Here is a 21439-nt window from a genome sequence, read left to right as displayed (position 1 = left end):
GGGGCCGGACGGAGCGCGTGCGTACGATGATCCTTCCGGCTCCCCCTCACGGCCTGGAGTGATCGACCGATGACGACGACGGCGAAGTTCGACCCCTGGTCCGCGGCGTTCGTGGCCCACCCCTACGACGCGTACGCCGAACTGCGCGCCCAGGGCCCGGCAACGTACTTCGGGCCCACCGACCAGTGGCTGGTCCCCCGCTACGCGGACGTCGGCGCGCTGCTGCGGGACCGCCGCCTCGGCCGCACCTACACCCACCGGTTCAGCCACCAGGAGTTCGGCCGGCCCGAACCCGACCCGGCGCACGAGCCGTTCCACACCCTCAACGACAACGGCCTGCTCGACCTGGAGGCCCCGGACCACACCCGGATCCGCCGCCTGGTCTCCAAGGCCTTCACCCCGCGCATGGTCGAGGGCCTGCGCCCGACCGTGCGGCGGCTGGCCGGCGAACTCGTCGACGACCTGCTCGCGGCCGGCGGCGGCGACCTGATCGCCGCCGTCGCCGAGCCGCTGCCGGTCGCCGTGATCGCCGAGATGCTCGGCGTCCCGGAGTCCGACCGGCACCTGCTGCGCCCCTGGTCCGCCGACATCACCGGGATGTTCGAGCTCAACCCGTCCGAGGAGACCGCCCGCCGGGCCGTCACCGCGAGCACCGAGTTCTCCGACTACCTCCGCGCCCTGATCCGCGACCGCCGCACCGCCCCCGGCACCGACCTGATCAGCGCGCTGATCCAGGCCCAGGAGGGCTCCGACGCGCTCAGCGAGCAGGAGATGGTCTCCACCTGCGTCCTGCTGCTCAACGCCGGCCACGAGGCCACCGTCAACACCACCGGCAACGGCTGGTGGGCGCTGTTCCGCAACCCCGCCGAACTCGCCCGGCTGCGCGCCGACGTGGACGGGCTGCTGCCTACCGCCGTCGAGGAGCTGATGCGCTGGGACACCCCGCTGCAGATGTTCGAGCGCTGGGTCCTGGAGGACATCGAGATCGGCGGCGTGACCGTCCCGCGCGGCGCCGAGATCGCCCTGCTCTTCGGCTCCGCCAACCGGGACCCCGAGCGCTTCGCCGACCCCGACCGCCTCGACCTCGGCCGCACCGACAACCCGCACATCACCTTCGGCGCCGGAATCCACTTCTGTCTCGGTGCGCCCCTTGCCAGACTGGAGCTCACCGAGTCCTACGGCACCCTGCTCCGCCGCGCCCCGGGCCTGCGGCTGGTCCGCGAGCCCGAGTGGCGCCCCGGCTACGTGATCCGCGGGCTGGAGGAACTGCTGGTCGAGGTGTGACGGACGAGGGGGAGCGGGCCGTGGGCGACAAGGCGACGGGAGCACTGCTGGGGCTGGCGATCGGGGACGCGCTGGGCAAGGCCACCGAGTTCTCGGACGTCGCGCTGATCGCGCGGCAGTGGCCGGACTGGCGACGGCTGCCGCTGCCGGACGACGGGCTGATCACCGACGACACCCAGATGACGCTCGCCCTGGCCCGCGCCCTGCGCACCGCCCTGGCGGACGGGCCGCTCACCCCGCAGACCCTGGAGCCGCCGCTGCGCGCCGAGTTCCTCGCCTGGGCGCGCTCGCCGGAGAACAACCGTGCCCCCGGCATGACCTGTCTGCGCTCCTGCGACCGGCTCGCCTCGCCCGGGGTGCGCTGGCAGCTCGCCACCGACGTCGGCTCCAAGGGCTGCGGCGCCAATATGCGGGTCGCCCCGCTCGGCCTGGTCCGCGGGCCGACGACGGCGCAGCTGGCCGGCGCGGCCCAGCTCCAGTCCGGCCTCACCCACGGCCACCCCACCGCGCTCGCCGCGAGCGAGCTCACCGCCCACGCCGTCCGCGAGCTCGCCGAGGGCCTGCCGCCGGCCGGACTGCCCGCCGTACTGCGCGCGTACGCGCTCTCCCGGCGCGGCCACTACGACGCGCACTGGCTCGACGACCTCGCGGCGCACGCCCAGGACCCCACCACCGAGGGCTTCGCCACCCGCGGCTGGGACGAGTGCCTGGCGGTGCTCGACCGGCTCGACGCCGCGCTCGACGCGCCGGACACCGAGGCCGATCCCTGCCTGGCCACCGGCGAGGGCTGGATCGCCGAGGAGGCCCTCGCCACCGGACTGCTCTGCTTCCTGCTGCTCCCGGACGACCCGGTGGCCGCCGTCCGCCGGGCCGCCTACTCCTCCGGGGACTCCGACTCGATCGCCTGCCTGGCCGGCGCCTTCGCCGGGGCCCACGCGGGCGCCGACGCCTGGCCGGCGGACTGGGTGGAGCGGATCGAGCACCGGGACGAACTGCTGGAGTTCGGCGCGCTCTGGGACTGAGCGGCCGACACCGCTATGCGCCGCGCAGGCGGGCGGCCACGAAGGCGACCAGGTCGGGGAAGCGCTCGACCGGGGCCATGGCGGTGCGACCGAGGCCCAGGTCGATCACGCCGTTGGGGAGGAAGGTGAGGTGGCAGCGGCCGCACAGGTAGCTGGACCGCCAGGCGGTGACCAGCGACGGGTACACCGCCGCGTACGCCTCGAACTCCTGGCGGACCTGTCCGAGCCGTTGGCGGCGGGCCTTGACCAGCCCCACCGTCACGATCAGGAACACCGCCGCCAGCCCCGAGTACACGATCAGCGCGGCGCGGCGCCCGTCCTGATCGTCGCTGCCGCCGGTGACCAGCACCATCACGGCGAACAGTCCGGCGCCGAAGGTCAGGAGGAGCGCCGCCACGATCCCGCAGCCGTAACCCGGATCGGCCATCCGCGGCGCGGCCGGCGGGGCCAGTCGGTCGGCCAGCAGGCTGCTGGAGGTGCCGACCGTGTGGGTGGTCACCGTGTGGTCGTAAGTGTGGCCCGTGCTCGTCCCCGCGAAGGTGCTGATGTGCGCCTCACGGACGGCCGGCACGCTCCGCACCTGGTCGACCTCGCCGCACTGCGGGCACCTGAAGCTGCTCATCGATCCCCCCGAATCGCGCCTGTCGTCCCACGGTCCGCCCGGCGACGAGCACATGGTGACACGGCCGTTCTGCGAAGGGAACCGGGCCCCGGCGGGGTGCGTCGAACCGGGACCGAGGCGCGGGCAACGGTCCGTGCCGGGATCCAGGGGCGAGGTCAGCCATGTCCGCCACGACCGTCCGCACCCGCCGCCCGGCGGTGCTCCTGCTCTGCTGCGCGGCCCTGCTCACCGCCTGCGGCTCGACCGGCGGCGGGACCGGGGTGGTGCGGGCCGATCCCCCGTCGCTGCCGCCCGCCGACCCGGCGGCGGTCGCGGCCACCGCGTCGGCGACCGCCGCGTTCGGGCTCGACCTGCTGCACGCCCTCACCGTCGAACCCGGCGCGGCCGAACGGAACCTCGTGCTGTCGCCGTCCGGCCTGGCGACCGTGCTCGCCATGGTGCTGCCCGGGGCCCGGGGCACCACCGCCGAGCAGCTGGCCGAGGCCCTGCACACCGGGCTCACCCCCAAGCAGTACGCGCTCGCCACCGGCGCCCTGAACCGCGCCGGCGCGCCGGGCGGCAAGGGCGGGGCCGTGCTGCGGCGCTCCGACGACGTCTGGGCCCAGCGCGACTTCCCGCTCGACCCGCACTACCTCGGGGTGCTGGCCGCCGGCTTCGGCACCGGGGTGCGCACCACCGACTTCCGCAAGGACCCGGAGGGCGCCAGGAAGGCCGTCAACGGCGTCGTCGAGAAGGCCACCGAGGGCCGGATCAAGGACCTCTTCGCCGAGGGCCAGCTCAATCCGGACACCCGGCTGGCGCTCACCGACGCGCTGTACCTCAAGGCCGACTGGGCCCACCCGTTCAAGGCCGGACGGACCACGGCCCTGCCGTTCCACCGCCTCGACGGCTCCGCGGCGCCGGTGCCGACCATGGCCGGCGCCGAGTCGCTGCGCTACGCCGAGGGCTCCGGCGGCATCCTCGGCGAGCCCTGGCAGGCCGTGGAACTCCCGTACGCGGGAAGCACCCTGGCGATGGACCTGATCGTGCCCGCGCAGGGCGGCTTCGCCGCGTTCCGGCAGGGGCTGGACCAGGCGCAGCTGGACCAGGTTCTGGGCGGGCTCACCGAGCGGACGGTCGACCTCACCCTGCCGAAGTTCCGCTTCGACAGCGGGGGCGAGCTCACACCCGTGCTGAAGGCGCTCGGCGTCACCGCCGCGTTCGCGGAGGACGCCGACCTCTCCGGCATCCCCGGGCCGGGCGCCGCCGAACGGCTCCGGATCGGCCCGGTGGTGCAGAAGGCCACCGTCCAGGTGGACGAGCAGGGCACGGTCGCGGCGGCCGGCAGCGGCGTCGGGGTGGAGGTGGCGGCCGCGCCGGCGCCGCGGGCCCCGGCCCGGCTGCACATCGACCGGCCGTTCCTGTTCCTGGTCCGGGACACCGCGAGCGGGCTGCCGCTCTTCCTCGGCCAGGTCACCGACCCCGCGGCATAGCCGGCGGCTCGCGGTCGGACCGGGTGGCGGGCGGACCGGGTGGCGGGCGGCGGCTCGGCGCTCAGACCGGGTAGCGGTCCCCGAGTGCCGGATGGCCCGGCTCCCGGCTGCCGAACAGCACCAGCAGGTCGTCCGCCGTCCGCAGCAGCGTCTCCCGCCCCTCCACCGCCTCGGTCCAGTCGGCCGGCAGCCCCGAGGCGCCGTACGCGGCGCCGACCAGATTGCCGCAGACCGCGCCCGTCGAGTCGCTGTCGCCGGAGTGGTTCACCGACAGCAGCAGCGCCGTCCGGGCCGGCTCGGCGCCGTCGGCGCCCTCGGCGCCCTCGGCGCCCGCCAGCAGGCAGTACACCGCGATCGCCAGGCACTCCTCGGCGATCCAGCCGAGGCCGACCCGCTCCACCGCCTCGGCGGACGGCCCGGACTCCTGGGCCACCCGTACGGCCCGGGCCAGCGCCTGCACCGTCTCCTTCGAGGCCGGCCACTCCCGGGTCTGCTCCACCGTCTCGCCGACCGCGGCCCAGGGCTCCGTCCCGGCCGCCAGCCGCTCCACCAGCGCCGCGAAGGCGCCGGCCGCCAGGTAGCCGGTCGGGTGCCCGTGGGTCAGCTGCGCGCACTGCGCGGCCAGTCCGAACGCCTGCTCCGCCCCCAGCCGGCCGAGGCCGAACGGCGCCGAGCGCATCACCGTGCCGCAGCCCTTGGAGTGCGCGTTGATCGGGCCCGGCTGCCCCAGCGCCACCGGCGCCTCGAACACCGGGTGGTACTGCACCCCGGTCAGGCAGGCGGTGCCGGGCGCCCGCCGCGCGTACAGGAACGGCTCGCGCAGCAGCCAGCCGTCGTACGGGTGGGGCAGCGGCTCGCGGTCGGGCGCGCCCTGCTGCTGGGTGAGCAGCCACCGGCGGTACGCGCCGTGCACCGCCTCCGGCACCGAACCGCCGCCGCCCGACCAGCCCCGGACGAAGCCGCGGATCAGGCCCTCGGCGGTGAAGAGCGTCATCTGGGTGTCGTCGGTGACCTCGGCGACCAGTCCGCCGCCCGGCAGGCCGGTCACCCCGTCCGGTCCGAAGCGGTCCCGGATCTGGTCCAGCCGCTGGAACTCCACCGGCCAGCCCAGCGCGTCCCCGACCGCCCCGCCGAGCAGGGCGCCGCGCACCCGGTCCTGGTAGCCCGTCTCCGTACTCGTCCTCACACTGCCCGCCCCTCGTCGGTCCCCGTGCCCTGTTGTACCAGGCGCCCCGGTCCCGGCCGAGGCTCCCCGCCGAGCCGGCCGCCGCCGCAGGGCCGGCCGTCCCGGCCGAGGCTCCCCGCCGGGCGGCCGGGACCGGGGTCAGCCGCGGATCTCCCCCGAACCGCCGCGCAGGGACGCCCGGTCCGCCGCCGCCCGGCCCGCCACCCAGCCCTCGCCGTCGCTCACCCGCACCCGCTGCGACACCAGCTTGGGGAACATCCGGCCGACCTCGTGGTCCACCGCCTCGGTACGCGCCTTCAGGGCCGGCAGCAGCCGCTCGTCCGGCACCAGCTGCTCCGCCGTGCCGTCCTCGCGCAGGTGCCGGCCGGCCGCCGCGGCGCTGGTCGTCCGCTCGGTCGCCTCGGTCAGCCGCTCCCGGATCCGCGCCGCGTACGCGACCAGGAAGGACTGCCGGAACGCCTTGGTCCGGGAGGCCCCGTCCAGGTGCTGCCGGGCCCCGGCCTGCTGCATCGCGTGAGTGGCCTGCACCAGCAGCGAGGTGTACAGCAGCTCGACGCCGTCGAGGTCGGCGTCGAAGCCGATCACGGTGCAGAAGCCGAACTCCTTCGCCCACACCACCCGGCAGCGGTTGGCCGCGGCCACCGCGTCCAGCAGCATCGTCTTGGGGCCCTCGTACGGGTTGTCCACCCCGATCCGCAGCGCGCCGGGGGCGTGCGGGTCGGCGCCCTCGACGGCGAGCAGTGCCTCGTCGATGCTGTGCTGGGCCATCAGCTGCTGGGCCTTGGCGGTCAGCGCCTCGGCCTCCTCGGGGAAGTCGGTGGACTCGGCCTTCGCCAGCAGGGCGCGGATCCGCGACAGCATCCGGGGCTCGCCCGCCACCGGGCCGCGCGGCCGCTGCTCCGGGCGCGCCGAGTGCGCCGAGTGCGCCGAGTGGGCCGCCCGCCCGGGGGCGGGGCCGACCGGGGCGATCGGCGGCAGCCGGCCCCAGCTGCGCAGCAGCTCCAGCAGTGCGGTGGCCAGCGCGAACCGGTCCAGCCGGTGCCGCTGGGCGAAGCCGGACAGGTACGTCTCGTCGGAGGGCCACCACACCTCCGCCTCCAGCTCGCGCAGCTGCTCCTGCCAGCGGCGGTCGAGTGCGGCGGCCGGGTGGCGGCGCCCCTCGGCGGCGATGAGGTCCACGGCGAGCGCCAGGTGCACCGGCTTCAGTTCCCGCCGCACCACCCGCACCAGGTCCGCCGGGCGCCAGCCGGCCGACCAGCACCGGCCGACCGCCGTGTCGGCGTGGCCCAGCGCCGCCCGGCTCACCGCCGGCCACGACCCGGCGGAGGCCGCCAGCAGCGAGGCGCCGGTGTCCAGCGCGAGGTCCAGCCCCTCCTCGGGGGCCGTCACCACCCCGCGCACCGCCGTGTCCAGCAGCACCCCGGCGTCCCCGCCCCCGCCGCCGCCACCCTGTCCACGCCTGCCCACGCCTACCTCGTCCCACGAACGGTCCCGTGCATCTCCCGCCCATGATGCCGGACCGCCCTGCCGGACGTCGGGTCTCCTCGGGTCTCCGGCCCGGGTCACCGTGCCCCGGACACCGCGGCTCGGGCCGCCCGGGCCGCCCGGGCCGCTCAGGCCGCTCAGGCCGCCACCGGACCGCGGGCACCCCGGCCGAACCCGGCCAGCGGGGCCAGCGCCACCAGCTGGCAGACCGCGGCGAGCGGCAGGAAGGCCAGGTCCGCCGCCGACAGCACGATCCCGACGGCCACCAGCACCGGACTCCACCGGCGCAGCACCCGGCCGGCCCCGACCGAGGCTCCCACCAGCAGCGCCAGCAGCCCCAGGTGGAACAGCAGCGGGAGCGCCGAGTAGAAGAGCGGCTCGACACCCGGCCGGCTCTGCACCGCCTCGAACAGGCGGTTCTGGTCCGCCTTGTCCACCGCCACCGCGCCGACGTACAGGTCGATCCCGATCTGCCCCAGCGACGCGGCGAGCCCGGTGAACGCCGCGCCCAGCGCCACCCGACCGGCCACCCGGCCCCCGCGCGTCCGGCGCGGGCCCGGGGCGCGCCCCAGCGCCGACAGCAGCGGGGCGAACAGCAGCAGGGCCAGCAGCAACAGGCTGTGGCCGACCAGCCAGCCGGGGCCGGGATCGCGCGATCCGTCCAGCAGCCGGATGCCGCCGTACAGCGCCGTCAGCACGGGGGCGACGACGACGGCGACGGTGACGACGGGGCGGGCGGGCGGCAGGGCGTTCACGGTGCACTCCTGACGGGACGGGGACCGCCGGCCCGGCCGACGGCTCCGGCGACTGCCGGCAGCACGGATCCTGTCCGCCGGGGCCCTCGTCGCGGATCGCCCGCACCGGCGAACCCGGCCGCTCCCCCGCGCGGGGGAGGACACCGCACGCCCCGCCCCCGCGCTCAGCGTTCGCCGGCCACCACCGCGCCCGCCTCGTAGGCGAACACCACCGCGTGCACCCGGTCCCGCAGCCCCAGCTTGGCCAGCACATTGCTGACATGGGTCTTCACCGTGTGCTCGCTCACCACCAGCTCGGCGGCGATCTCGGCGTTGGACAGCCCCCGGGCGAGCAGCACCAGCGTCTCCCGCTCACGCGCGGTGAGCTGCTCCAGCAGCCGGGACGGCGGCCGGGCCGGGCGCTCTCCGGAGCCGGGACGCCGGGCGGCGAACTCGCCGATCAGCCGGCGGGTCACCGAGGGCGCCAGCAGCGCGTCCCCGGAGGCCACCATCCGGACGCCGTGCGCCAGGTCGTCCCGGCGGACGTCCTTGAGCAGGAAGCCACTGGCCCCCGCGTACAGCGCGTCGAAGACGTAGTCGTCGATGTCGAAGGTGGTCAGCATGATCACCTTGGTGTCCGGGTACTCGGCACACACCCGCCGGGCCGCCTCCAGCCCGTCCATCACCGGCATCCGGACGTCCAGCAGCAGCACGTCCGGTCCGTGCGCACGGACCGCCTCGACCGCCTCGGCCCCGTCCGCCGCCTCGGCGACCACCTCGATGTCCGGCTGTGCGTCCAGGATCATCCCGAACCCGGCCCGCACCAGCTCCTGGTCGTCCGCGACGACCACCCTGATCGGCTTCACGCCCCCACCACCTCCCCGCCGCCCAGCGGCAGCCGGGCACTCACCAGGAACCCCCGGCCCCCCGGTCCGGGACCGGCCTCGGCCCGGCCGCCGCAGGCCGCCGCCCGCTCCCGGATGCCGACCAGCCCCCGGCCGCCGGAGAAGACGCCCGGCTCCCGGTCCGCCCGCACCCCGCGCCCGTTGTCGGACACCAGCACCACCAGCTCCGCCCCCTCCCGGACCACCCGGATCCCGATCCGGCCGGCCTCCGCGTGCTTGACCGTGTTGGTCAGCGCCTCCTGCACGATCCGGTAGCCGGCCGCCTCCACCCCGGCCGGCAGCGGCCCGACCCGCTCGTCGAGTTCCAGCTCGACGACCACCCCGGCCCGGCGCACCCGCTCGGCCAGCACGGGCAGTTCGGCCAGCCGCGGCTGCGGCGCCAGCTCCGGCACCGCGCCGTCCTCCTTCAGCACCCCGAGGACCCGCCGCAGCTGACCCATGGCGTCCCGCCCGGCATCGGCGATGGTGTCGAAGGTCTTCACCGCCCGGTCCGGATCGCTGCGCACCACCAACGGTCCCGCCTCGGCCTGGATCACCATCAGCGAGACGGCGTGCGCCAGGATGTCGTGCATCTCCCGGGCGATCCGGGCGCGTTCCTCGACCACCGCGCGGGCCGCGTCACTGGCCGCCCGCCTCCCGGCCTCCCGGGCCCGCTCCGCCTCCACCGCCGCCAGCCGGCGCAGCTCCCGCACCAGGCAGCCGAACACGAACGCCCCGACCGAGGTGAGCAGCGAGAACAGCGCGCCGTTCGGCGAGTGCGTACCCACGACGTTGGCGACCACGGTCACCGCCAGCACCGTCCAGCGCTGCCGCTCCCCCGCCCGGTCGGCCACCGTGTACAGCGCGATCACCGCGTACAGCGGCAGCTGCGGCATGGCCGAGTGGGCGAGCACCGAGAGCACCGCCGACAGCCCGCCGCTGAGCACCAGGACGGTGACCGGCGCCCGCCGCCGCCAGGGCAGCGGCAGGGACGTCCCCAGCGCCAGCAGGTAGACCCACCACGGCCGGGCGGTCTCGTCCTGGGACACCGACCACAGCGAGACCGCCGCCGACACCGCCGCCAGCAGCCCGTCCACCACGCGCGGGTCGAGCCCGGTCGCCCGCGCCCGCCACTGTGCCGCCCGTCCGGTCATGGCCCCTCCCCCGTGTCCGGGGTACCCGCCCCCGCGGAGAAGATCATGCCCGACCGGCAGCGCGGTGGGCACTCCCCCGCCGGGACCGGCCCCGGCCCCGGTACCAGCACCAGCACCAGCACCGGTACCGGCCCCGGCCGCTCGCGCGAGGGAACCGCCCCCCGGCTCAGCCACCGGTGACCGCCACGCCCCCGGTCCCGGCCCGCGCCGTGATGCTGCGGGGCGCCCCGTCCTGCCGCGGCACCGTCACCTCGACCCCGCCGACGTCGGTCCCGGCGTCGACCGCGTACGGCTCGCCGCCGGGCACCGAGACCCGGACCCCGCCGATCTCCGCCCGGGCCTCCACCGAGGTCGGGCTCACGGCGAAGGCCAGCTCGACCCCGCCGGTCTCCGCGACCACCCGCACCTTCGCCGAGGTCAGACCGGTCGCCTCCACCCCGCCGACGCCGGCCGTGGCCTGCACCTCCCCGGCCAGACCGCGCAGCCGGATCCCGCCGGTCGCGCTGTTCAGCCGCACCGCCGTGCCGGCCGGGACGGTCACCTCGTAGCCGACCCCGCAGTCCGAGCAGTCGTAGGACAGCCGGAGCGTGCCGTCCACCAACGAGTGCCCGGTCCGCGGCGGGTCGCCGCGGAAGTCCTGCTTCTCGACCACCCGCAGGGTGTCCCCGGCCCGGACCTCGATCCCGCCGACCCGCCCGTCCACCACCAGCTCGTGCACCGGCCCGGCCACCCCGTAGGAGACCGTCAGCCGCTCGCGGCCCTCGTCCCCGTCCCGGAAGCAGCCCACCGAACCCAGCGCCACCGCCCCGGTGATCGCCGCCGCCCCCAGCACCCGTCGCACGTCCATGCCCGTGTCCTCCGCCCGTCCTCGTTCCGACGGTCCAGAGCCTGACGCCCCCGGTCCGCCGGACGCCTCCCCCGCCGGACCGGTCTCCCGCCCTCCCCCGCACGACGGAGTCCGGGAACGCCGCAGGGCGGCCACCCCGTCCGGGGTGACCGCCCTGCGATCAGGAACCTTCGACTCAGCCGGTGTACGGGCCGTAGTCGTAGTCGTCCAGCGGGACCGCCTGGCCGGAGCCGGCGCCGAAGGGCGACAGGTCGTAGTCGTCGTAGCCGACGGCCGAGTACATCGCGGCCTTGGCCTCCTCGGTCGGCTCGACCCGGATGTTGCGGTAGCGGGGCAGACCCGTACCGGCCGGGATGAGCTTACCGAGGATGACGTTCTCCTTGAGGCCCAGCAGCGGGTCCGACTTGGCGTGGATCGCCGCGTCGGTGAGGACCCGGGTCGTCTCCTGGAAGGAGGCGGCCGACAGCCAGGACTCGGTGGCCAGCGAGGCCTTGGTGATACCCATCAGCTGCGGACGGCCGGAGGCGGGGTGACCGCCCTCGGAGACCACACGACGGTTCTCGGTCTCGAAGCGGCCGCGCTCGACGAGCTCGCCCGGGAGCAGCTCGGCGTCGCCCGACTCGATGATCGTCACGCGGCGGAGCATCTGCCGGATGATGATCTCGATGTGCTTGTCGTGGATCGACACACCCTGCGAGTTGTAGACCTTCTGGACCTCGGCGACCAGGTGGATCTGGACGGCACGCTGGCCCATGATCCGCAGCACGTCGTGCGGGTTGGTGGCACCCATGGTCAGCTTCTGGCCGACCTCGACCGCCTCGCCCTCGCTGACGAGCAGCTTCACGCGCTTCGAGACCGGGTAGGCGATCTCGTCGGTGCCGTCGTCCGGCGTGACGACCAGCTTGCGGGTCTTCTCGGTGTCCTCGATGCGGACCCGGCCCTGGGCCTCCGAGATCGGGGCCACACCCTTGGGGGTACGGGCCTCGAAGAGCTCGACGACACGGGGCAGACCCTGCGTGATGTCGTCACCGGCCACACCACCGGTGTGGAAGGTACGCATGGTCAGCTGGGTACCGGGCTCACCGATGGACTGGGCGGCGATGATGCCGACCGCCTCACCGATGTCGACCAGCTTGCCGGTGGCCAGCGAGCGGCCGTAGCAGAAGGCACAGGTGCCGACGGCCGACTCACAGGTCAGGATCGAGCGGGTCTTGACCTCGCTGATGCCGTGGCGGATCAGCTCGTCGATCAGCACGTCACCGAGGTCGGTGTTCGCGGTGGCCAGCAGCTTGCCGTCCACCGTGATGTCCTCGGCGAGCATGCGGGCGTAGACGCTGGTCTCGACGTCGTCCGTCTTGCGCAGGACGCCGTTCTCGACCGTGCCGATCGCCAGCTTGAGGCCGCGCTCGGTGCCGCAGTCCTCCTCGCGGATGATGACGTCCTGGGAGACGTCGACCAGACGACGGGTGAGGTAGCCGGAGTCGGCGGTACGGAGGGCGGTGTCCGCGAGACCCTTACGGGCACCGTGGGTGGAGATGAAGTACTCCAGCACGGAGAGGCCCTCACGGAACGACGCCTTGATGGGTCGCGCGATGGTCTCGTTCTTCGCGTTGGACACCAGACCACGCATACCGGCGATCTGACGCATCTGCATCATGTTTCCACGAGCACCCGAGTCGACCATCATGAAGATGGGGTTCGTCTTCGGGAAGTTCTCGTTCATGGCCTCGGCGACCTCGTTGGTCGCCCGGGTCCAGATGCCGATGAGCTCCTGCTTGCGCTCGTCGTTGGTGATCAGACCGCGCTCGTACTGCTTCTGGATCTTCTCCGCCTGGGCCTCGTAGCCCTCGAGGATCTGGCCCTTGTTCGGCGGGACCACGACGTCGGAGATCGAGACGGTGACACCCGAACGGGTCGACCAGTGGAAGCCGGCCGCCTTCAGGTTGTCCAGGGTCGCCGCGACGGTGACCTTGGGGTAGCGCTCGGCCAGGTCGTTGACGATCGCGGAGAGCTGCTTCTTGCCCACCTCGTAGTCGACGAACGGGTAGTCCTCGGGCAGCAGCTCGTTGAAGAGCGCGCGGCCCAGGGTGGTCTTCAGGCGGAAGGACTCGCCCTCGAACCAGGACGACTGACCGTCCTCGTCCAGCGGCGGGGTCCAGCCGCGCGGCGGCACGGTGCCGATCGGCAGGCGCAGCTCGATCGGGGCCTGGACACCCAGCTCGCGGGCGTCGAAGGCCATGATCGCCTCGGCGGTCGACGAGAAGGTGCGGCCGGCGCCCTTCACGTTCTCGCGGTCCGAGGTCAGGAAGAACAGACCGAGCACCATGTCCTGGGTCGGCATGGTGACGGGGCGACCGTCGGCCGGCTTCAGGATGTTGTTCGAGGACAGCATCAGGATGCGGGCCTCGGCCTGCGCCTCCGCGGAGAGCGGCAGGTGGACGGCCATCTGGTCACCGTCGAAGTCCGCGTTGAACGCGGTGCAGACGAGCGGGTGGATCTGGATGGCCTTGCCCTCGACCAGCTGCGGCTCGAAGGCCTGGATGCCGAGGCGGTGCAGGGTGGGCGCACGGTTCAGCAGGACCGGGTGCTCGGCGATGACCTCTTCGAGGACGTCCCACACGACCGGGCGGGCGCGCTCGACCATGCGCTTGGCCGACTTGATGTTCTGCGCGTGGTTCAGGTCGACCAGGCGCTTCATCACGAACGGCTTGAAGAGCTCCAGCGCCATGGCCTTGGGCAGACCGCACTGGTGCAGCTTGAGCTGCGGGCCGACGACGATGACCGAACGGGCCGAGTAGTCGACTCGCTTGCCGAGCAGGTTCTGGCGGAAACGACCCTGCTTGCCCTTCAGCATGTCGCTGAGGGACTTCAGCGGGCGGTTGCCCGGACCGGTGACCGGACGGCCGCGGCGGCCGTTGTCGAACAGCGCGTCGACGGCCTCCTGGAGCATGCGCTTCTCGTTGTTCACGATGATCTCGGGCGCGCCGAGGTCGAGAAGCCGCTTCAGGCGGTTGTTGCGGTTGATGACACGGCGGTACAGGTCGTTCAGGTCGGAGGTCGCGAAGCGGCCACCGTCCAGCTGCACCATCGGACGCAGGTCCGGCGGGATGACCGGGACGCAGTCCAGCACCATGCCGTTGGGCTTGTTGGTGGTCTGCAGGAACGCGGAGACGACCTTGAGGCGCTTGAGCGCACGGGTCTTCTTCTGGCCCTTGCCGGTGCGGATGATCTCGCGCAGGCGCTCGGACTCCTCCGCCAGGTCGAAGGTCTCGAGGCGGTCCTTGAGGGCCGCCGCGCCCATCGAGCCGGAGAAGTAGGTGCCGAAGCGGTCGCGCAGCTCGCGGTAGAGCAGCTCGTCGCCCTCGAGGTCCTGGACCTTGAGGTTCTTGAAGCGGGCCCACACCTCGTCGAGGCGGTCGAGCTCGCGCTGCGCGCGGTCGCGCAGCTGCTTCATCTCGCGCTCGGCGCCCTCGCGCACCTTGCGGCGGACATCGGCCTTGGCGCCCTCGGCCTCCAGCTCGGCGAGGTCGGTCTCGGCCTTCTTGGCGCGCGTCTCGAGGTCGGAGTCGCGACGGTTCTCGATCTGCTGACGCTCGACCGAGACGTGCGCCTCCAGGGACGGCAGGTCGCGCTGACGGCGCTCGTCGTCCACCCAGGTGATCATGTAGGCGGCGAAGTAGATGACCTTCTCGAGGTCCTTCGGCGCCAGGTCCAGCAGGTAGCCGAGGCGGGACGGCACACCCTTGAAGTACCAGATGTGGGTGACCGGGGCGGCCAGCTCGATGTGGCCCATCCGCTCACGGCGCACCTTGGCGCGGGTCACCTCGACGCCGCAGCGCTCACAGATGATGCCCTTGAAGCGGACGCGCTTGTACTTGCCGCAGTAGCACTCCCAGTCCCGGGTCGGACCGAAGATCTTCTCGCAGAAGAGTCCGTCCTTTTCGGGCTTCAGGGTGCGGTAGTTGATGGTCTCCGGCTTCTTGACCTCGCCGTGCGACCACTGGCGGATGTCGTCGGCGGTGGCCAGGCCGATGCGGAGCTCGTCGAAGAAGTTGACGTCAAGCACTGGTCGTCAAGCCCTCTTTCGTAAGTCGAGAGTCGTTCATGTGGTCTGAGGGGGGCCTGGGGGCGGGCCGGCCGCTCGGTGAGCGGCCGGCCCGGCCTCCGTCAGACCTCTTCGACGCTGCTCGGCTCGCGCCGGGACAGGTCGATGCCGAGCTCCTCGGCGGCGCGGAACACGTCCTCGTCGGAGTCCCGCATCTCGATGGACTGGCCGTCCGAGGACAGCACCTCCACGTTGAGGCAGAGCGACTGCATTTCCTTGATGAGCACCTTGAAGGACTCGGGAATGCCGGGCTCGGGGATGTTCTCGCCCTTGACGATGGCCTCGTAGACCTTCACACGGCCGAGAACGTCGTCGGACTTGATGGTGAGGAGCTCCTGCAGCGCGTAGGCCGCGCCGTACGCCTCGAGGGCCCACACCTCCATCTCACCGAAGCGCTGACCACCGAACTGCGCCTTACCACCGAGCGGCTGCTGGGTGATCATGGAGTACGGGCCGGTCGAACGGGCGTGCAGCTTGTCGTCGACCAGGTGGTGCAGCTTGAGGATGTACATGTAGCCGACCGAGACCGGCATCGGGAACGGCTCGCCGGAGCGGCCGTCGAACAGCCGGGCCTTGCCGGTGGAGTTCACCAGGCGCTCACCGTCACGGGTGAGGGTGGTGTGGTCCAGCAGGCCGGTGATCTCGTCCTCGCGGGCGCCGTCGAAGACCGGGGTGGCGAGGTTGGTGCCACCGTCGACCTGGTCGGCGCCGATCGCCTGGAGGCGCTGGGCCCACTCGTCGGCGAGGCCGGAGACGTCCCAGCCCTGCTTGGCGAGCCACCCGAGGTGGATCTCCAGGACCTGTCCCGGGTTCATTCGGGACGGGACACCCAGCGGGTTGAGGATGATGTCGACCGGGGTGCCGTCCTCCAGGAACGGCATGTCCTCGACCGGCAGGATCTTCGAGATGACGCCCTTGTTGCCGTGACGGCCGGCGAGCTTGTCACCGTTGGTGATCTTGCGCTTCTGGGCCACGTAGACGCGGACCAGCTGGTTGACGCCCGGGGGCAGCTCGTCGCCCTCTTCGCGGTCGAAGACGCGGACGCCGATGACCTTGCCGGACTCACCGTGCGGCACCTTCAGCGAGGTGTCGCGGACCTCACGGGCCTTCTCGCCGAAGATCGCGCGGAGCAGGCGCTCCTCCGGGGTCAGCTCGGTCTCGCCCTTGGGCGTGACCTTGCCGACCAGGATGTCGCCGGTGACGACGTCGGCGCCGATGCGGATGATGCCGCGCTCGTCGAGGTCGGCGAGGACCTCCTCGGAGACGTTCGGGATGTCCCGGGTGATCTCCTCGGGGCCCAGCTTGGTGTCACGGGCGTCGACCTCGTGCTCCTCGATGTGGATCGAGGAGAGGACGTCGTCCTGCACGAGGCGCTGCGACAGGATGATCGCGTCCTCGTAGTTGTGACCCTCCCAGGACATGAACGCCACCAGCAGGTTCTTGCCGAGGGCCATCTCGCCCTCGTCGGTGCAAGGACCGTCGGCGAGCACCTGGCCGGACTCGACCCGGGCGCCCTCGTCCACGAGCACCTTCTGGTTGAAGGCGGTGCCCTGGTTGGAGCGGGTGAACTTGGCGGCGCGGTACGTGGTGTACGTGCCGTCGTCGTTGGCCACGGTGACGTAGTCGGCCGAGACCTCCTGGACGACACCGGCCTTCTCGGCGGTGATGACGTCCGCGGCGTCGACGGCGCAGCGGTACTCCATGCCGGTACCGACCAGCGGAGCCTCGCTCTTCAGCAGCGGCACCGCCTGGCGCATCATGTTCGAGCCCATGAGCGCGCGGTTGGCGTCGTCGTGCTCGAGGAACGGGATCATGGCGGTCGCGACCGACACCATCTGGCGCGGCGAGACGTCCATGTAGTCGATCTCGGTGCCGGGGATGTAGTCGATCTCGCCGCCGCGGCGGCGGACCAGGACACGCGGCTCCGCGAAGGTCAGCTCCGCCGTCAGCGGGGCGTTGGCCTGCGCGATGACGAAGCGGTCCTCCTCGTCGGCGGTCAGGTAGTCGACCTGCTCGGTGACGACACCCTCGATGACCTTGCGGTACGGGGTCTCGATGAAGCCGAACGCGTTGACCCGACCGTAGGAGGCGAGCGAGCCGATCAGACCGATGTTCGGGCCTTCGGGGGTCTCGATCGGACACATGCGGCCGTAGTGCGAGGGGTGCACGTCACGGACCTCGAAGCCGGCCCGCTCACGGGACAGACCACCGGGGCCGAGGGCGGACAGACGGCGCTTGTGGGTCAGGCCCGACAGCGGGTTCGTCTGGTCCATGAACTGCGACAGCTGGCTGGTGCCGAAGAACTCCTTGATGGAGGCGACGACCGGCCGGATGTTGATCAGGGTCTGCGGCGTGATCGCCTCGACGTCCTGGGTGGTCATGCGCTCGCGCACGACGCGCTCCATGCGGGCGAGACCCGTACGGACCTGGTTCTGGATGAGCTCGCCCACGTTGCGCAGGCGGCGGTTGCCGAAGTGGTCGATGTCGTCGACCTCGACCACGATGTCGCGGCCGGTCTCGTCACGCCAGTCGACCTCGCCGGCGTGCAGCTTGACCAGGTACTTGATCGCGTTGATGATGTCGGGCTCGGTGAGCACACCGGAGTCCAGCGACTCGGCGTTGCCGAGCTTGCGGTTCACCTTGTAGCGGCCGACCTTGGCGAGGTCGTAGCGCTTCGGGTTGAAGTACAGGTTCTCCAGCAGCGTCTGCGCGGCCTCGCGCGTCGGCGGCTCCCCGGGACGCAGCTTGCGGTAGATGTCGAGCAGCGCGTCGTCCTGGCCCTGGGTGTGGTCCTTCTCCAGGGTGGCGCGCATCGACTCGTACTCGCCGAACTCCTCGAGAATCATCTCGTTGGTCCAGCCGAGGGCCTTGAGCAGCACGGTGACCGACTGCTTGCGCTTGCGGTCGATGCGGACGCCGACCATGTCGCGCTTGTCGATCTCCATCTCGAGCCAGGCACCGCGCGAGGGGATGACCTTGCAGGAGTAGATGTCCTTGTCGGACACCTTGTCCAGGGTGGAGTCGAAGTACACGCCCGGCGAGCGGACGAGCTGCGACACGACGACACGCTCGGTGCCGTTGATCACGAACGTGCCCTTGTGGGTCATGAGCGGGAAATCGCCCATGAAGACCGTCTGAGACTTGATCTCACCGGTCTCGTTGTTGGTGAACTCGGCCGTGACGAAGAGCGGGGCCGCGTACGTGAAGTCGCGGTCCTTGCACTCGTCAATGGAGTTCTTCGGCGGCTCGAAACGGTGGTCGCGGAAGGTCAGCGACATCGACCCGCTGAAGTCCTCGATCGGGGAGATCTCCTCGAAGATCTCCTCCAGACCGGACTTCGTGGGGACGTCCTGACCGTTGTCCAGCGCCCGCTCGACCCGGGTCTTCCAGGCCGCGTTGCCGAGCAGCCAGTCAAAGCTCTCGGTCTGCAGGGCCAGGAGGTTAGGGACCTCGAGGGGCTCCTTGATCTTCGCGAACGAGACGCGGAGCGGGGCGGTGGATGCGGCGGAATTGTTCGAGGCGTTGCGCGGCGCGGCCAAGAGGGGGGTCCTTCCGAGGGCTCGGAGCTCACTACGCGCGTACCGGCCGGGCCTTCACGGGCTCGGTCCCACCTCCGCGCCACCGGCCTCCGCCGAGGTCGAAACCTCAGGTCAGAGCCGCTTTGCGGAGGCGGTGCCAGACCCCTTCAGGGCAACGCAAACTCCGGGCGACGAGTCACGGAGCAGCTAACAGGCAGCGCAAAGGGACAGTGTAGCCAAAGGCGACACTGCTGTCCAGCTCTGATTCGGAGACCGAATCGGAGACTCCTCCCGGTAGCCGTCGGGCGCGAACGCCCTCCGGGTACTGCAGCGGCCCGGACTCGTCCGGGCCCACGACTCACGTGGAGTCACTTCCCTCCGGAGCCGCCGGTTATGCATCCGGCGGTCGACCAACCGGGGCGGACTCGCGCCTCGAGAATCGCGCGCGCCCGCCGGGTTCGTCAAGGGCCCGCCTCCGGTGCGGGCCTCGTCCCGTTCATCGCTCCGGGCCACCCCGGCGTTACAGAAGCCGTGGTCGGGGCCGTAGCCGATGACAGCGATCACCATACCCGTCCGCACCGACAGTGCCGAGTGCTCGATCGGCCACGCCGGTGTGTCCGGCCGCGGACCCACCGGGGACGGGGCGGATGCGGGGCGGGCGCAGGCCGGGGGCGGACCGGGGAACGGCCGGGGGCAGGCCCGGGGCGGCCGCGAAGCGGCCACCGGCCGGGCGGGGCCGGAAACGCAAAAAGCCGGGCCGACCACCCGCAAGGGTGATCGGCCCGGCCCACTGCCCCCTCAGAGGGGGCGGCGAGTCACTTGACGGTGACCTTGGCGCCGGCGCCCTCGAGAGCGGCCTTGGCCTTCTCGGCAACGTCCTTGGCAACCTTCTCCAGAACCTTGGCACCAGCGGTGTCAACGAGGTCCTTGGCCTCCTTCAGGCCGAGGGAGGTCAGGGTGCGCACCTCCTTGATGACCTGGATCTTCTTGTCGCCCGGGCCATCGAGGATGACGTCGAACTCGTCCTGCTCCTCGACGGCCTCGGCCACGGCGCCCGGGCCGGCGATGCCGGCAACGGCGACCGGAGCGGCAGCGGTGACGTCGAACTTCTCCTCGAAGGCCTTCACGAACGCGGCCAGCTCGATGAGGGTGAGCTCCTCGAACTGCGCGAGCAGCTCGTCCTGGGACAGCTTCGCCATGATTGGCGTCCTTCCACTAAATCGGCAGGTGGTGCCGGATGTACGGGTTGGCGGGCGTACGGGCCCGCAGCGAGGCAGGGCCTCGGCCGATCACTCGGCCGCGGTCTCCTCGGCGGCGGGAGCCGGCGTACCGGCACCGCCCTGCTCGACCTTTTCCCGAAGCGCCTCGACCGTGCGGACGAGCTTCGAGGGCAGGGCCTGGAAGAGCGCGGCAGCCTGCGACTGCTTGCCCTTCATGGCACCCGCCAGCTTGGCGAGCAGCACCTCGCGGGACTCGAGGTCCGCGAGCTTCTTGATCTCGTCGGCGGACAGCGCCTTACCGTCAAGGACACCGCCCTTGATGACGAGAGCAGGGTTCTCCTTGGCGAAGTCACGCAGAGCCTTCGCCGACTCCACCGGGTCACCGGTGACGAAGGCGACAGCCGTCGGACCGGCGAACAGGTCGTCGAGCTCCGTGATCCCGACCTCATTGGCCGCGATCTTGGTCAGCGTGTTCTTCACCACGGCGTACTGGGCGTTCTCGCCCAGCGAGCGACGCAGGGTCTTGACCTGCTTCACCGTCAGACCGCGGTACTCGGTCAGCACCGCAGCGTTCGAGCCACGGAAAAGCTCCGTGATCTCGGCGACGGCAGCAGCCTTGTCGGGCCTAGCCATAGGCTTACGCCTCCTTCCGTGATGTCGAAATCAGGCCGACCGCGAGAGTCGACCATTCGCGCCTCGGACCGCCGGACGGAGGAGAACCTCTGCGGAAAAGCAGATGAGCCCCGGTGCGCAGGCGCACGGGGCTCGTGGCGAACTCGACGGGTCCGCATGCGAGGCACGCGACCCGGAGGTCGAAGCTCCAAACAATCCTGCGCGGGCTGCCCGCGCACGAGGCGCGGATCCTTCGGTCACGCACTCCCTGACGGGGGCGGCGCGACAACCAGCGGTCTTTGGCTTCCGACACAGTAGCCGGATGCCGCCGTCCGGGGCAAATCGCCCCTGGTCGCGACCGCCCGGCCGGCTCAGCGGGCCGTCGGCGGGGTGCTGCGGGTGCCGGTGTCCACGGTGTCCGACTCGGCCGGGGCCTGCGCCGAGAGCGGGCCGCCGGGCTCGGTGTAGAGCACCGAGTCGTCGAGCCGGCCGCTGTCGCCCGCCCCGGTCCGCTGCAGCCGGACCAGCTGGTCCTTGTCGTTCAGCCAGAGGTCCAGGACGAGCGAGGCCGAGCCGCCGGGCGCCAGCGCGGTCCGCAGGCCCTCCCGGCGGACCTGGCTCAGCTGGGTCTGCGCCGCCGCGTAACGGGCCGCGTCGGTACTCACCCGGTAGTGCTCCACCGCGGAGTCCTCGAACTTCTCCTCGCCGACGTACTGGGCGGTGGTCCCCTCGGCGGTCGCGGCGGCCAGCGCCACCACCGGGTTGAGCAGGTCGATCAGCCCGGCGTACGGGATCTCCCGGTGCCCGTCCGGGCCCGGCGCCCCGGCGAACCGCTCCCAGTGCCGCCCGCCCAGCCGGGCCGCGGTGGCCGCGTCACCGCCCTCGTAGGCGACGGTGTCCACGACGATCAGCTGCTCGGCCGCCGCCGGGGTGGAACGTTTGACCTGGAGCGCGGTCTTCGGCTGCCAGAACAGCGGGCCGGAGCCGGCGTCCGAGCCCAGCCGGTAGCTCACCTTGGCCCGGCGCGCGGTCTGCATGGCCAGCTGGGCCGAGAGCAGCACGCCGTGCGGGGAGCGGTCGGTCGGCTTGGCCGGCCAGGTCGGTGAGGCGCTGCTGGGTGTCGGCGTCGGGGCGCCGGACGCGCTCGACGAGCCGCCCGGGGCCGGGCCGTCCGCCCCGCCGCACCCGCTCAGGCCGCCCGCCAGCACCGCGACGGCGACCACCGCCGCCAGCCGCTGCCGCACCGCCATCCAGGCCTCCCCGTCGGATCCGTCCTCGGCGGACGGCCACCCAG

At 72.5% G+C, this 21439-nt stretch carries 16 protein-coding genes; 4 read left to right on the top strand and 12 right to left on the bottom strand.

The genetic code is table 11. The features are described 5' to 3' along the window. Positions 1–69: 69 nt before the first annotated feature. Positions 70–1284, top strand: coding sequence for a cytochrome P450 (locus BLU95_RS23060; RefSeq protein WP_093861701.1), 1215 nt, complete (start codon positions 70–72; stop codon positions 1282–1284). Between the two features lie 20 nt (positions 1285–1304). Next, positions 1305–2306 (top strand): ADP-ribosylglycohydrolase family protein, encoded by a 1002-nt coding sequence (locus BLU95_RS23055; RefSeq protein WP_162497214.1) that lies wholly within the window; start codon positions 1305–1307, stop codon positions 2304–2306. Positions 2307–2319: 13 nt separating this feature from the next. Here the strand turns inward: BLU95_RS23055 and BLU95_RS23050 are convergent, their stop codons facing one another. Further along, a complete protein-coding gene (locus tag BLU95_RS23050) occupies positions 2320–2928 on the bottom strand; it encodes a hypothetical protein (protein WP_093861700.1) in 609 nt (202 codons plus the stop codon). A 161-nt stretch (positions 2929–3089) separates the two neighbouring features. On the opposite strand from BLU95_RS23050, the gene BLU95_RS23045 reads away from it, so the two are divergent. Then, positions 3090–4400 (top strand): serpin family protein, encoded by a 1311-nt coding sequence (locus BLU95_RS23045; protein ID WP_093861699.1) that lies wholly within the window; start codon positions 3090–3092, stop codon positions 4398–4400. Between the two features lie 61 nt (positions 4401–4461). Here the strand turns inward: BLU95_RS23045 and BLU95_RS23040 are convergent, their stop codons facing one another. The 5 genes from BLU95_RS23040 to BLU95_RS23020 all read right to left on the bottom strand — a co-directional run bounded on the left by BLU95_RS23040 (position 4462) and on the right by BLU95_RS23020 (position 9843). Further along, entirely contained in the window at positions 4462–5586 is a 1125-nt protein-coding gene (locus BLU95_RS23040) for an ADP-ribosylglycohydrolase family protein (protein WP_093861698.1), read from the bottom strand. Positions 5587–5724: 138 nt separating this feature from the next. Next, on the bottom strand, positions 5725–7053 hold the full coding sequence (locus tag BLU95_RS23035) for a DUF2786 domain-containing protein (protein ID WP_353653505.1): 1329 nt from the start codon (positions 7051–7053) through the stop codon (positions 5725–5727). 155 nt (positions 7054–7208) lie between these two features. Beyond that, positions 7209–7826 carry a hypothetical protein gene (locus BLU95_RS23030; RefSeq protein WP_093861697.1) on the bottom strand — a complete coding sequence of 206 codons (618 nt, stop codon included), beginning with the start codon at positions 7824–7826 and terminating at the stop codon, positions 7209–7211. A 164-nt stretch (positions 7827–7990) separates the two neighbouring features. Further along, positions 7991–8611 carry a response regulator gene (locus BLU95_RS23025; protein WP_231978826.1) on the bottom strand — a complete coding sequence of 207 codons (621 nt, stop codon included), beginning with the start codon at positions 8609–8611 and terminating at the stop codon, positions 7991–7993. A gap of 56 nt (positions 8612–8667) precedes the next feature. After that, positions 8668–9843, bottom strand: a complete 1176-nt coding sequence (locus BLU95_RS23020) for a sensor histidine kinase (protein ID WP_093861696.1) — start codon at positions 9841–9843, stop codon at positions 8668–8670. Positions 9844–9888: 45 nt separating this feature from the next. Here BLU95_RS23020 and BLU95_RS45195 point away from each other — a divergent pair, with 45 nt between their 5' ends. Further along, the gene (locus BLU95_RS45195; RefSeq protein WP_286158572.1) at positions 9889–10023 is read left to right on the top strand and encodes a hypothetical protein; all 135 of its coding nucleotides are present in this window, start codon (positions 9889–9891) and stop codon (positions 10021–10023) included. Here the strand turns inward: BLU95_RS45195 and BLU95_RS23015 are convergent. The 6 genes from BLU95_RS23015 to BLU95_RS22990 all read right to left on the bottom strand — a co-directional run bounded on the left by BLU95_RS23015 (position 10010) and on the right by BLU95_RS22990 (position 21395). Next, positions 10010–10690, bottom strand: a complete 681-nt coding sequence (locus BLU95_RS23015; RefSeq protein WP_093861695.1) for a DUF4097 family beta strand repeat-containing protein — start codon at positions 10688–10690, stop codon at positions 10010–10012. The genes BLU95_RS45195 and BLU95_RS23015 overlap by 14 nt on opposite strands. Positions 10691–10865: 175 nt before the next feature. Then, positions 10866–14756 (bottom strand): DNA-directed RNA polymerase subunit beta', encoded by a 3891-nt coding sequence (locus BLU95_RS23010; RefSeq protein ID WP_093861694.1) that lies wholly within the window; start codon positions 14754–14756, stop codon positions 10866–10868. Between the two features lie 101 nt (positions 14757–14857). Next, positions 14858–18334 (bottom strand): DNA-directed RNA polymerase subunit beta, encoded by a 3477-nt coding sequence (gene rpoB / locus BLU95_RS23005; RefSeq protein ID WP_030393256.1) that lies wholly within the window; start codon positions 18332–18334, stop codon positions 14858–14860. A gap of 794 nt (positions 18335–19128) precedes the next feature. After that, the gene (rplL, locus tag BLU95_RS23000; RefSeq protein WP_093861693.1) at positions 19129–19512 is read right to left on the bottom strand and encodes a 50S ribosomal protein L7/L12; all 384 of its coding nucleotides are present in this window, start codon (positions 19510–19512) and stop codon (positions 19129–19131) included. Positions 19513–19602: 90 nt separating this feature from the next. Further along, on the bottom strand, positions 19603–20166 hold the full coding sequence (rplJ, locus tag BLU95_RS22995; protein ID WP_030393254.1) for a 50S ribosomal protein L10: 564 nt from the start codon (positions 20164–20166) through the stop codon (positions 19603–19605). Between the two features lie 350 nt (positions 20167–20516). Next, positions 20517–21395 carry an SCO4651 family lipoprotein gene (locus tag BLU95_RS22990; protein WP_093861692.1) on the bottom strand — a complete coding sequence of 293 codons (879 nt, stop codon included), beginning with the start codon at positions 21393–21395 and terminating at the stop codon, positions 20517–20519. Positions 21396–21439 lie beyond the last annotated feature (44 nt).

This window comes from Streptomyces sp. TLI_053 (assembly GCF_900105395.1).
In the GTDB taxonomy this organism is placed as follows: Bacteria; Actinomycetota; Actinomycetes; order Streptomycetales; family Streptomycetaceae; genus Kitasatospora.
The sequence above is the reverse complement of the archived record's forward strand: the minus strand, read 5'-3'. Positions and strand labels throughout refer to the sequence as shown.